This window comes from Bacillus sp. N5-665, from assembly GCF_022637375.2.
Lineage (GTDB): Bacteria > Bacillota > Bacilli > Bacillales > Bacillaceae_G > Bacillus_A > Bacillus_A wiedmannii.
Window position 1 is genome coordinate 4301539 of record NZ_CP093325.1, and the last position, 12315, is coordinate 4313853.

The 12315-nt window shown below is 37.4% G+C and carries 13 protein-coding genes and 2 other annotated features; of the genes, 4 read left to right on the top strand and 9 right to left on the bottom strand.

Features of this window, described 5'->3' with window-relative positions; all coding sequences use genetic code 11:
* Positions 1-68 precede the first annotated feature (68 nt).
* From trpA to trpE, 7 genes are read right to left on the bottom strand one after another with little or no spacing between them, the layout of a single operon-like run.
* Positions 69-845 (bottom strand): tryptophan synthase subunit alpha, encoded by a 777-nt coding sequence (trpA, locus tag MNO09_RS24675; protein WP_000537818.1) that lies wholly within the window; start codon positions 843-845, stop codon positions 69-71.
* Between the two features lie 3 nt (positions 846-848).
* Positions 849-2042: a tryptophan synthase subunit beta gene (gene trpB, locus MNO09_RS24680; RefSeq protein WP_001105013.1), complete on the bottom strand. Its 1194-nt coding sequence runs from the start codon at positions 2040-2042 to the stop codon at positions 849-851.
* Positions 2039-2653 carry a phosphoribosylanthranilate isomerase gene (locus MNO09_RS24685; RefSeq protein WP_000865135.1) on the bottom strand — a complete coding sequence of 205 codons (615 nt, stop codon included), beginning with the start codon at positions 2651-2653 and terminating at the stop codon, positions 2039-2041. The genes trpB and MNO09_RS24685 overlap by 4 nt, the downstream gene beginning before the upstream one ends.
* The gene (trpC, locus tag MNO09_RS24690) at positions 2650-3411 is read right to left on the bottom strand and encodes an indole-3-glycerol phosphate synthase TrpC (RefSeq protein WP_000536681.1); all 762 of its coding nucleotides are present in this window, start codon (positions 3409-3411) and stop codon (positions 2650-2652) included. The genes MNO09_RS24685 and trpC overlap by 4 nt, the downstream gene beginning before the upstream one ends.
* A gap of 1 nt (position 3412) precedes the next feature.
* Positions 3413-4438, bottom strand: coding sequence for an anthranilate phosphoribosyltransferase (trpD, locus tag MNO09_RS24695; RefSeq protein WP_001067358.1), 1026 nt, complete (start codon positions 4436-4438; stop codon positions 3413-3415).
* The gene (locus MNO09_RS24700) at positions 4435-5022 is read right to left on the bottom strand and encodes an aminodeoxychorismate/anthranilate synthase component II (RefSeq protein ID WP_000636340.1); all 588 of its coding nucleotides are present in this window, start codon (positions 5020-5022) and stop codon (positions 4435-4437) included. The genes trpD and MNO09_RS24700 overlap by 4 nt, the downstream gene beginning before the upstream one ends.
* Entirely contained in the window at positions 5019-6437 is a 1419-nt protein-coding gene (gene trpE / locus MNO09_RS24705) for an anthranilate synthase component I (RefSeq protein ID WP_002203426.1), read from the bottom strand. The genes MNO09_RS24700 and trpE overlap by 4 nt, the downstream gene beginning before the upstream one ends.
* Before the next feature lie 52 nt (positions 6438-6489).
* Positions 6490-6734, bottom strand: a binding site (T-box leader).
* Positions 6735-6776: 42 nt separating this feature from the next.
* Positions 6777-7014: a binding site (T-box leader), on the bottom strand.
* 306 nt (positions 7015-7320) lie between these two features.
* Here trpE and putP point away from each other — a divergent pair.
* Both putP and MNO09_RS24715 read left to right on the top strand, forming a co-directional pair.
* Entirely contained in the window at positions 7321-8799 is a 1479-nt protein-coding gene (putP, locus tag MNO09_RS24710) for a sodium/proline symporter PutP (protein ID WP_000107193.1), read from the top strand.
* Between the two features lie 162 nt (positions 8800-8961).
* Positions 8962-9360, top strand: a complete 399-nt coding sequence (locus tag MNO09_RS24715) for an Ig-like domain-containing protein (protein ID WP_000878738.1) — start codon at positions 8962-8964, stop codon at positions 9358-9360.
* A gap of 24 nt (positions 9361-9384) precedes the next feature.
* Here MNO09_RS24715 and MNO09_RS24720 read toward each other — a convergent pair whose 3' ends face one another.
* Entirely contained in the window at positions 9385-9780 is a 396-nt protein-coding gene (locus MNO09_RS24720; protein WP_000395654.1) for a PH domain-containing protein, read from the bottom strand.
* A 76-nt stretch (positions 9781-9856) separates the two neighbouring features.
* The gene (locus MNO09_RS24725; protein WP_088106949.1) at positions 9857-10768 is read right to left on the bottom strand and encodes a DMT family transporter; all 912 of its coding nucleotides are present in this window, start codon (positions 10766-10768) and stop codon (positions 9857-9859) included.
* 203 nt (positions 10769-10971) lie between these two features.
* On the opposite strand from MNO09_RS24725, the gene MNO09_RS24730 reads away from it, so the two are divergent.
* Both MNO09_RS24730 and MNO09_RS24735 read left to right on the top strand, forming a co-directional pair.
* On the top strand, positions 10972-11703 hold the full coding sequence (locus MNO09_RS24730) for an alpha/beta hydrolase (RefSeq protein WP_001076857.1): 732 nt from the start codon (positions 10972-10974) through the stop codon (positions 11701-11703).
* A gap of 92 nt (positions 11704-11795) precedes the next feature.
* Entirely contained in the window at positions 11796-12314 is a 519-nt protein-coding gene (locus MNO09_RS24735; RefSeq protein ID WP_000765870.1) for a YjcG family protein, read from the top strand.
* Position 12315: the final 1 nt, after the last annotated feature.

Here is a 12315-nt window from a genome sequence, read left to right on the forward strand (position 1 = left end):
TCACCCTCTAATTTATATGTATTTTCTGTATATTTTAACATTTATTACACAAAACAAAAAGAAGAGACTCACGCCTCTTCTTTTTGTTTTACTGCCTGTATTAACTCACATATTTCTTCGCGTTTTTCATTTTCTAACAGCTCAATGACCTTACTTCCAACGACAACTCCGTCACATATTGTAATCATTTCTTCTACATGTTCCTTCGTTGAAATACCAAACCCTGCCACTACCGGTAAATGCGTATGTGATTTTACTTTTTCTAAGTAACTATGAATCTCATCTTTAAAGTTTTGACGTACTCCTGTTACGCCCGCTACTGTAACAGCGTAGACGAATCCTTCTGATTCACTCGTAATTTTTTCGATTCGCTCAATTGGGCTCGTTACTGTAACGAGTGGAATTATCGCAATGTTTGCCTCTCGAAGTAACGGGGCAATAATATTTTGTTCTTCATACGGTAAGTCTGGAACGATGATGCCGTCTACACCTGCTTCTATACAGTTTTCGATGAATCGTTCTTTTCCGAATGCGAGTACTGGATTTAAATATGTCATGAGTACAAACGGAATTTGTACTTCTTTCCTTACCTCTATTAATGCTTGAAAAATGCCTTTTAATGTTACACCGCTATCTAGCGCTCGTTTCCCTGCTCTTTGAATCGTTGGACCGTCTGCGACTGGATCTGAAAACGGGATGCCGATTTCAACGATGCTCGCTCCTGCTTCATCTAGAAAACAAATTCTTTCTTTTAATTTTTCAAGGCCACCATCTCCGCCCATTACGTACGGAATAAATGCTTTCTTACCATTTTCAAACGCTGCTTTTATTTTTTCTACTCCCATTTTTTACACCTCTTCCATATAACGTTTTATACTCTCTACATCTTTATCCCCGCGACCAGATAAACAAATGACAAGTCCTTCGTCTTTCTTCATTTGCGGCGCTAATTTTAATGCGTATGCGACAGCATGTGAGCTTTCTAACGCCGGAATAATCCCTTCTTTTTTCGTTAATAATTGAAATGCTTCTAACGCTTCATCATCTGTAATCGAATGATAAGAAACGCGGCCAATATCTTTTAGCAAGCTATGTTCTGGCCCAACACCCGGGTAATCGAGTCCTGCTGAAATAGAGTGAGCTTCTTGAATTTGTCCTTCTTCATTTTGCAGAAGATACATCATCGATCCGTGTAAAACGCCAACGCTTCCTTTCGTTAAAGTAGCTGCATGCTTTTCTGTATGAACGCCTTTTCCAGCTGCTTCTACGCCGTAAAGAGCAACTTCTTCATCGTGTACGAACGGATAAAACATACCCATCGCATTACTCCCACCACCAATACATGCAACGACTGCTTCCGGTAACTTTCCTTCTAACGCTTCATATTGTTTTTTCGTTTCTTTCCCAATTACACTTTGAAAATCACGAACAATTTGCGGGAATGGATGCGGTCCAAGAACGGATCCCATAATGTAGTGCGTATCATGTACGTGTGAAACCCAGTAGCGAAGCGCCTCGTTTACCGCATCTTTTAATGTACCGCTACCTGCGGCTACGCTTTCTACTTTCGCTCCGAGTAATTCCATTCGGAACACATTTAATTTTTGACGTCTCACATCTTCTTCTCCCATAAAGATGACGCATTCTAATCCGAGTAGGGCACATACAGTAGCGGTTGCCACTCCGTGTTGTCCTGCCCCTGTTTCAGCGACAACTTTTTTCTTGCCCATTCGTACTGCAAGAAGTGCCTGACCAATTGTATTGTTAATTTTATGAGCTCCTGTATGGTTCAAATCTTCACGTTTTAAATAAATCTTTGCACCGCCGCAATACTTCGTCATATTGTCAGCGAAATAAAGCGGTGTTTCTCTTCCGATGTATGTCTTTAAATAATGATTTAATTCCTTTTGAAACGCTTCATCTTGCATCGCTTCTTTATATGCTTCTTCTAGTTCTAATACAGATTGCATTAACGTTTCTGGAACGTATCGTCCTCCGTATATACCGTAGTGACCTTTTTCATCTGGATATGCGTAATTCATTTGGAACACTCCTTCGCTTTTATAATAAATTGTTTTATTTTCTCTACATCTTTCTTTCCTTCTGTCTCCACTCCGCTACTTACATCGACCATGTATGGCTGAATAGTTCGAATCGCTTCTTCTATATTAAGAGCGTTTAATCCACCAGCTAATATCGTTTTCTCTCGCGACTCTTTTGACATATGTGCGAGTAACTCCCATGAAAATTTCTTTCCATTTCCCCCGTGAAACTTTTCTTTCGGACTATCAAACAATATATAATCCGCTTCATATGTTTGAGCGTTTTTCATATCTTCCTCCGAAGTCACTCCGAGCGCCTTTATAGACGGAATATTCAATCTTTTGATTTGATGATTATCTTCATCCCCATGTAGTTGCACATGCGTTAACCCACACTCATCTGCAATTTCCTGGATCACTTCTACTGATTCATTTACGAAAACACCAACCTTTAACACGTTTGCTGGAATCTCCTGAATGATTTCTTTCGCTAGCCTTGGAGTAATTTTTCGCTTACTTTCTGCAAAAACAAATCCGAGTGCATCAGCTCCGTATTCGCAAGCACGTTTTGCCGTTTCAACATCAGTGATACCGCAAATTTTCACTTTCATATGTTCACCTTACAATCTTCAAAAAAGGTAAGAATAGAAGATGATGTCATAAGTGCTTCTCCAACTAATACACCTTTCGACCCAGCTCGTTTGACGCGAATAATATCTTCTTTTGAATGAATCCCGCTTTCACTAATCCAAAGTAAATTCTCCTCGTTTAATCGTTTTCCAAGCTGTTCTGTTTGGCTTAAATCAACTTCGAATGTTTTTAAATTACGGTTGTTAATACCGATAACGTGCGGATTTAATTGGATCGCAATTTCTAATTCCTGTTCATCATGAACTTCAACAATTGCTTCTAATCCTTTTTCTAGTACGTAGCTATACAGTTCTTTTAACTTCTCTTTCGTTAACGCCGCTACGATTAGTAAAATAATATCTGCGCCAGCTTCATACGCCCTATCAATTTGAATCTTATCGATTATAAAATCTTTACATAAAAGCGGAATGTTGCTTTCTGCTCTTGCCGTTTGTAAATCATGAAATGACCCTTTAAAAAATTGACCGTCTGTTAAAACAGAAACTGCTCCTGCGCCGCATTCTTCATATGTTTTCACTTGTTTTCGTACATCAACGTGTAAATTGATATCTCCTTTTGATGGTGATGCTCGCTTTACTTCTGCAATGACAGTAAACTGCTGTAATGCTTCTACAAGTGAATGTGTCTTTCTATTTTCTTTTAATGGTGTATATGTTTCATATAATGCCGCAACTTCCTTTTTCTTTTGGTCTACAATTTTATCTAAAATCGTCCCCACTTTAATTCACCCTTTCTAATTTTTCATTACTTGCTGCAATTAATAAGTTTAGTTTGGCTAATGCTTTTCCTGAGTCAATACTATGCACCGCTAGTGTAATTCCTTCTTCAATCGTTTCTGCTTTTCCATTTGCGAAAAGAGCTAGACCTGCATTTAATAAAACAGTATCACGGTAAACACTCTTTTCTCCACTTAATACGCCAAGCGTAATCTTTGCATTTTCTTTCGAATCCCCACCTCTAATCTCTTCGTTTTTCACTATTGAGAAACCATATTTCTCAGGATCAATACTCGTTTCTACTATTTCATTATCTTTTAAAATGACAACATGATTCTCTCCTTGTAATGATGCTTCATCTAAAAATCCACTTCCGTTTACGACAAGCGCTTGTTTTCTTCCTAGTTTCTGTAATACTTGCGCAACTGGTAGTAACATATCTCGTTTATAAATGCCGACAAATTGTGTTTCTAAATTTACCGGATTTGTTAAAGGACCAATTAAATTAAAAATCGTCGGCACATTCAATTCTTTTCTTATTTTCATAATGCGTCTTAATGCTGGGTGCATCGCTGGCGCGAATAAAAATGCGATGCCGACATGCTCTAATAAATAATCAATTTCGTTTGGCGTACTGCTAATATTTACACCGAGTTCTTCTAATAAATCTGCACTTCCTGTTTTACTGGATACAGCACGGTTACCGTGTTTTGCAACCTTTACGCCAGCTCCTGCGAGTACAAATGCCGATGTTGTACTAATATTAAACGTTTGGGCACCGTCACCACCTGTCCCGCAATTATCCATTGCTCCTTGTATATGGTTCGAAAACGGTAATGCCTTTTCACGAAGAGCTCGAACAAGGCCGTATATTTCTTCTGCCGTTTCACCTTTCGCTTTCAGTAAGACTAAGAAAGCTGCAATTTCACTTTCTAATATGTTTTCACTTAATAAAAGTAGTCCTGCTTTATACATTTCCTCTTCTGTTAAATGTTGACCCTCCACTAATTTACGAAGATAGTTATTCATACTCTTTCCTCCTCTTTTACTTCTGTTAAAAAGGCACTTATTAACTTTCCGCCTTCTTCTGTTGCAATTGATTCCGGATGAAACTGTAGTCCGAATAGCGGATAATAATTGTGACGAACTGCCATAATTTCTCCATCGTCCATCGCTGTCGCAAGTATGTCAAAACACTCTGGCAAACTCGTTTGTGCTGCAACAAGAGAATGGTAGCGCATCGCTGTTAGCGGCTGTGTCACGTATGAAAAGATTGACGTTCCGTTATGTTTCACACGAGATGTTTTCCCATGTTTAATGCGCTCCGCTCTAACAATGTCTCCTCCGAATGCTGATATAATTGCTTGATGACCAAGGCAAATACCTAATATGGGAACGTTCTTATAAAAATGACGAATCACTTCGATACAAATGCCAGCATCCTCTGGTTTTCCTGGTCCTGGTGAAAGCACAATTCCTGTAGGATTCATCCCTTCTAGCTGTTCTATCGTTATTTGATCATTTCTTACGACTACAATATCTTCTTCGTATTCACCTAACAGTTGATACAAGTTATATGTGAATGAATCATAATTATCAATTAGTACAATCATTTCATTACCTCCAATAGTGCTCTCGCTTTATTTAACGTTTCTTCATATTCAGCTACTGGGTCTGAATCATAAACAATTCCCGCTCCTGCCTGAACGTATGCTTTTTCATCCTTTACGACCATCGTTCGAATGGCGAGTGCCATATCAAGATTTCCAGAAAAACTAACATACCCCACTGCACCGGCGTATACATTTCTTTTTTCATTCTCTAGCTCATTTATAATTTCCATCGCTCTAATTTTCGGAGCTCCCGACACTGTTCCTGCTGGTAGGCAATACGCTAATGCATCAAATCCACTCATTTGTTTTCGCAATGTTCCGTAAACTTCAGATACAATGTGCATAACGTGGGAGTATTTTTCTACTTTCATATATTTATCTATCGTCACGGATCCAATTTCACTTACTCTGCCAATATCATTTCGCCCAAGATCTACAAGCATCATGTGCTCCGCTCGTTCTTTCTCATCTTCTAACAGTTCTTTTTCAATTTCCGCATCTTGCTCCTTCGTTTTCCCTCTCGGCCTCGTACCCGCAATTGGATTCGTCATCACCTTATCTTCTCTAACTGATAACAAGCTTTCCGGCGAAGAACCGAGTACAACATAATCTTGAAAATCGATATAGAACATATATGGTGACGGATTGGCAATTCGAAGTTTTCGGTATAACGCGAATGGATCACCGATACATTCACTTTGCAAACGCTGAGATAATACGACTTGGAATATGTCCCCGGCCCCAATGTATTCTTTCGCCGTTTCTACCATCGTGCAAAATTCTTTTTCTGTTATAGAAGAAGTGAATGATAATGTTGATCTTATTTCAGTTACTTCTGCTTCTTCTCCTTGTAACACTTCCTCTTTGTATACTTGCAATCTTTCATATACTTCTTCATAAGAAGCTGCATCATCTTCCCTGCATACATATACAAATGATAATTTTTGGCGTAAGTGGTCATACACGATAAACTCACGGTACAGTAAAAGGTGTACTTCCGGAATATTCAATGGATCGTGTAAATCTTCTCCAATGTTTTCATATTGCCGAATGACGTCATAACCAATATAACCAACTGCTCCTCCGCAAAACGGGAATGGACTGTCTACTTGAGCTGACGCGATTTCTTCTTCTAACACTTGTAGTACGTTACCTTGCAACTTTTCTGTTTGGCCGTAAATCGTTCGTTCTACTTCCGTACCAACACTTTTCACTTCACCATATGGATTACATCCTAAGTAAGAATAGCGTCCTTTATCTTGATGAAGCTGCGAACTTTCTAATAAAAACTTTTTCTTTCCTTTCATACGTCTATATAAAGAAATTGGCGTAATGCTATCTCCTTCTTCTTCAGAGATTACTAAAAATGCTCTTCCCTGTTCTTTTTTCTTCATAAATTCCTCTTTTGTCATCATGCCTTTCACCTCAATCTGAAAAATAAAAAAGTCCCCTACATATCGAAAATATGTAGAGGACGATAAATTTACCGTGGTACCACCTCATGTTGGACGCAAAAGCATCCCGCTTTGTTCAGGTACAAAATATATACCTTATCCTTGTAACGGCGGAACCCGGGTTGCCTACTGAAAATAATTGTTCAGCATACCTCTCGTAAGCCCATTCCGTATATAGCACCGCACCGGGCTCCCACCTATCCCCGGCTCTCTGTAACGTCTCCAATATACGTACTCTTCTTACTTCAACGATTTCATTTATTTAATTTTTTGTACACAAAAAGGGAGTACTCATCCTATAGAAAGGACGGGTACTCCCGTGGTGCCACCTTAATTCGTTACGAATGTAACGCACTTTACCGTATCAAAAACAATACGTGTCTCTTGTATCGATGAGATCATGTCGCCAAAGCCTACTTCTTTCGTTTCGGTTTGGAAGCTCCGAAGCCCATTCCACATCAATCCCATACTGATTCGCACCAACCATCAGCTCTCTGACATGTTCATCATGTGTACTCTTCTTCATCAACGCTTGCATTTTTTTAAGTTGCACTCATTATAGACCTGACTTTTTTCACAAGTCAATACTTTTCAAAAAAAATTATTTTTCTTTCCTTTCAATATTATATTGACAAAACAACCTCTTTTTATGTAAATATAATAAATACTCTATTAAAAATAAGGTTTTTTGTATGAATATTATATATTAAAAAAATAAAATGATGGCAAAAAACGCTTACATTTCTGAAAATTCGTATTTCTGTATGGATTTTTCAGAATAATCATGATAGATTATAAATATGCATAACGCATCAAAAGACATGACAAAAGGAAGGGGAACTACATGAGTACGCAGATGTTAACTTTAACTTCTATCTCTATTTACATGCTCGGGATGTTAGTAATTGGCTATTTCGCCTATAAACGAACGTCCAACTTAACAGATTATATGCTTGGCGGGCGTACACTAGGCCCCGCAGTAACAGCATTAAGTGCTGGAGCAGCTGATATGAGTGGTTGGCTTTTAATGGGCTTACCCGGTGCAATGTTTAGCGTTGGATTAAGTAGTAGTTGGATTGCGATCGGCCTAACATTAGGCGCATACGCAAACTGGATCTATGTCGCTCCTCGCTTACGTACCTACTCTGAAATTGCAAACAACTCTATTACTATCCCAGAATTTTTGGAACACCGTTTCCACGACAAATCCCATATGCTACGCCTAGTATCTGGACTTGTTATTATGATATTTTTCACGTTTTATGTAGCTTCAGGATTTGTCTCTGGCGCTGTATTATTTGAAAATTCATTTGGACTCAATTACCATGTTGGTCTTCTTATCGTTGGTGGAGTTGTCGTAGCTTACACATTATTTGGTGGATTTTTAGCTGTAAGTTGGACAGACTTCGTGCAAGGAATCATTATGGTAGTCGCTCTTATTCTTGTTCCAGTCGTAACAATTATGCACGTAAATGGACTTGGTCCAGCATTTGAAACAATTAAATCTATCGATCCAGCATTATTAGATATTTTTAAAGGTACTTCTGTATTAGGAATTATTTCATTATTCGCATGGGGCCTTGGTTATGTTGGACAACCACATATTATCGTACGCTTTATGGCGATTTCTTCTGTAAAAGAAATTAAAAGCGCACGACGTATTGGTATGAGCTGGATGATTTTCTCTGTTGTCGGAGCTATGTTTACTGGCCTTATCGGTATTGCATACTATTCAAAAGCAGGTTTAAAACTTTCTGATCCAGAAACGATTTTCGTTGAACTTGGCACTATTTTATTCCATCCACTTATTACTGGATTTTTATTAGCAGCTATTTTAGCAGCGGTTATGAGTACAATTTCATCTCAGTTACTCGTTACTTCTAGTGCTATAACAGAAGATTTATATCGTACATTCTTTAAACGTTCTGCTTCTGATAAAGAACTTGTATTTGTCGGTCGTATGGCTGTACTTGTTATTGCATTAGTTGGGTGCGCATTAGCGTTTAAACAAAATGATACGATTTTAGCTCTTGTTGGATACGCTTGGGCTGGATTTGGTTCTTCATTCGGACCTGCTATTTTATTAAGCTTATATTGGAAACGTATGACGAAGTGGGGCGCACTTGCTGGCATGATTTCTGGTGCCGCTACTGTTATTATATGGACTCAGTTTAAATTCTTAAAAGAATTCTTATATGAAATGATTCCTGGTTTCACTATTAGTTTACTAGTAATCGTAATTGTTAGTTTACTAACACAAGCTTCAAAAGAAATTGAAGAGCAATTTGAGGATTTCGAAAAACAACATAGTCATAATCTATAAAAGAAAGCTCTGCTGTTATCATATCAGCAGAGCTTTCTTTTTATGAAAGTTCGACAATCTTCTACTCGAATTTAACAATTTCTTTATGTTTCGTTAAATTAAACATAACACTACTCCTTTATAGTAGTACTATCAGCACTTATACAGAAAGGGGACTCCAACATGTTAGCAGCTTTCCAGCAACAACAAACACGAAAATTTTCACCTATTACAAATACTTCTGCGTCTTGTTTGAACGTACAACCTAATCCACCTAAAATTTCAATCGCTCCTTCTGTTATTTCAGTCATTGGTGTTCATATGGAAAAAAATAAGTTGAAAGTAAGAACTGGACAAAGCACTGATTTATCAGCTTCCGTTTTGCCAGTGCAAGCAACGAATAAAGAACTTATTTGGACAAATATGAATGCTGATGTTATCACAATGTATCCAAAAGGTGATACAGTAACGATTACTGGAAAAAGTGCCGGAAGAGCAGTCATAATTGTCACAACTGCTGAAGGAAAGTTCCGTGACTTATGTATTATTCATGTACAACCTTATATGACAAATCCAAAGTAAAAGAGTGGCTTTCTAGCCACTCTTTTACTTAATTTCAATGTGTGAATTTTTACTTGTAACAAGATTGATGAATTGGTCTTTATCTTTAGGAGAAATAATCTCTGTTTTATGTGCGCCGTAAACAATTTCAAGTCGATCAAATGACAATGCATGAGCAGCTATTGGATTTTTCGTATTTGAAATTTGTTTTATATCTTGTATAAATATGCGTTTTTTAACGAGACCTGATCTAATTGTAATTGTTTCTTCTCCGACGATGTATTTTGTCGAAAACCAACTCCACATAAATAATATTGCTAACGGAAGTGTAAAAAATAAAAGAAAATATTCTCTTCCTACAAATATGGGGGCAAAACACGCTCCAATGACAACGAAAAAAATCGGGTATAACCATACATCTTTTTTTGATGGAAATTCCACTAAACTCCCCCTCCTTCAACTAAATTTCTATAAAACAAAAAGAGAAGTATCACAACTTCTCTTTTCTCCTCTAACATTATATTTCCTGTGTATAAGCCGGTTCGTTCACTACATTTTTTGCTATTCGTTTTTGTTGCTGTAGTAAGAAAACAGATACACCAAACAATACGAGCATGCTACCGATAATTTGCATGGCATTTAGTCTTTCACCTAGTAAAAAGAACGCTAATATAGATGCTCCAACTGGTTCTCCTAAAATACTCATTGAAATTGTTGTTGCATTTACGTAGTTTAATAACCAATTATTAATGACGTGTGACACTGTTGGCACAACTGCAAGTAAAAGAAAAACGGTCCAGTCCCACTTCGTATAACCTGTAAAAGGCACTTGCAATACTATATTATAAATCCCCATAAAAATACCTGCGAATGCAAAGACTGTAAAGCTGTAAATCCAGTGTGATACTTTCTTTACTGTCGTTTGCCCGATAAATAAATAACCAACAACCGCTATTACACTTAAAAAGGATAATATATCTCCATAAATTGCTTGTTCACTTAACCCTAAATCTCCCCACCCAATACACATTACGCCTAGTATCGCTATTCCCATTGTAGCAATGGCTGAGTATGTTGTTCTTTCTTTAAATAAGAAAAAACCTCCAACTAAAGATACGATTGGTTGAAGCGCTAAAATAATCGTCGAACTAGCAACTGTCGTATGCTTTAAAGATTCAAACCATAAAAGAAAATGAAGCGCTAAAAAAAAACCAGATCCAATTAAAAATCCCCAATCTTTTATTTGAATCTTACTAAACTCTTTCCGTTTTTTCCAAACGATAGGCAGCATAATAAGCACGATAATCCATAATCGATACATACTTAATATTGAAGATGGTGCTGAGGACATCTTTACAAAAACTGCTGCGAATGAAATGGCTATAATGGAAATTGCTAATGGTAGTGCGATTGATCTTTCTTGTTTCAAATTCAGTCTCCCCTCTCACCTGTCAAAAATCCCACTTCATTATATCCGTTTTCTTTCACAACTTAAATACTAATTTTTTAGATTCTTCGTACCATTATGGTAAAATAGAAACGAAAGCACCTATTAGTGAATATTTCTTTCTTTTTCACTACAAGCGTCGCTCTTACAATCATTACAGTAAATTTTTATTTAGGGGGATCCACATGAATCAAACAATAGGGAGAATTGAAGAAATTTCATTTTATAGCGCATCACTTCAAGAAGATGTTACACTTCTCGTTTACTTACCGGTAAATTACACACCACTGCACAAACATACAGTTGTAATTGCACAAGATGGTAGAGATTATTTTCAGCTTGGTAAAGCGCACCGTGTACTTGAGCGCCTTCGTGAAACTGAAGAAATTGACCGTACAATTATTGTCGGTATTCCATATAAAAATGTACACGATCGTAAAGAAAAATATTTCCCAAATGAAGTGAAAAACGCTGCTTATATTCGTTTCCTTGCTCATGAACTTGCACCATATATCGATGAAAATTATCCAACTTACCAAATGGGAAAAGGTCGTGTGTTAATTGGTGATTCTCTTGGCGGGACAGTTTCCTTCATGACTGCACTTATGTATCCGCATACATTCGGTAAAGTCGTTATGCAATCACCATTTGTGGATGAAACAGTGATGAGCTTAGCAAAAGACTTCAAAAATCCGGAGGCGCTAGACCTTTATCATGTCATTGGGACAGAAGAAACAGCTGTAAAACGCACTGATGGACAAGTTTCTGATTTTGTACAACCGAACCGTGAGCTCAATACGCTTCTGACAGGTAGAAATTTCATCACGCATTACGAGGAGTTTGAAGGTAACCACACGTGGAAATATTGGCAAACTGATTTACCGAAAGCTTTCTCTCATATTCTATCAATGAAATAATAGAGAGCAGTATTCAGAATAATTTGATATAATAGATTAAGAGATTTATTTTCTCAAAATCTAACTAGACTTACAAAGGGAGGAATTGGAACATGAAATTAGGCATTGTAATTTTTCCATCTAAAATGATTCAAGATAAAGCGAACGGATTGCGTAAACGTTATGATCCGCACTACGCATTAGTTCCGCCACATATTACATTGAAAACACCCTTTGAGACGCAAGATGAACAATTAGAATCGATTGTAAAAGAGTTACATACAATCGCAAGTAAAACGAACCCTTTCACCCTTCATGTCGGAAAAGTTGGTTCATTCGCACCTGTTAATAATGTTCTTTATTTTAAAGTAGAAAAAACACCTGAACTTACTTTCTTAAATGAGGAAATGCATAGCGAATTCTTTATACAAGAACGCGAGTACGCTTTCGTACCTCATTTAACAATCGGACAAGGCTTATCAGATGCAGAGCATGCTGATGTATTAGGTCGATTACGTATGAAAGATTTCTATTATGAACAACCAATTGATCGCTTCCATCTTCTATATCAATTAGAAAACGGAACGTGGACTGTATACGAAACATTCCACCTTGGAAAGGGGAACAACTAAT

Bases quoted from the DNA above. Each gene is read 5' to 3' on its own strand.
- trpA (WP_000537818.1), bottom strand. From the start codon at position 845: ATGGGAGTAGAAAAAATAAAAGCAGCGTTTGAAAATGGTAAGAAAGCA.
- trpB (WP_001105013.1), bottom strand. From the start codon at position 2,042: ATGAATTACGCATATCCAGATGAAAAAGGTCACTACGGTATATACGGA.
- MNO09_RS24685 (WP_000865135.1), bottom strand. From the start codon at position 2,653: ATGAAAGTGAAAATTTGCGGTATCACTGATGTTGAAACGGCAAAACGT.
- trpD (WP_001067358.1), bottom strand. From the start codon at position 4,438: ATGAATAACTATCTTCGTAAATTAGTGGAGGGTCAACATTTAACAGAA.
- MNO09_RS24700 (WP_000636340.1), bottom strand. From the start codon at position 5,022: ATGATTGTACTAATTGATAATTATGATTCATTCACATATAACTTGTAT.
- trpE (WP_002203426.1), bottom strand. From the start codon at position 6,437: ATGATGACAAAAGAGGAATTTATGAAGAAAAAAGAACAGGGAAGAGCA.
- putP (WP_000107193.1), top strand. From the start codon at position 7,321: ATGAGTACGCAGATGTTAACTTTAACTTCTATCTCTATTTACATGCTC.
- MNO09_RS24715 (WP_000878738.1), top strand. From the start codon at position 8,962: ATGTTAGCAGCTTTCCAGCAACAACAAACACGAAAATTTTCACCTATT.
- MNO09_RS24730 (WP_001076857.1), top strand. From the start codon at position 10,972: ATGAATCAAACAATAGGGAGAATTGAAGAAATTTCATTTTATAGCGCA.
- MNO09_RS24735 (WP_000765870.1), top strand. From the start codon at position 11,796: ATGAAATTAGGCATTGTAATTTTTCCATCTAAAATGATTCAAGATAAA.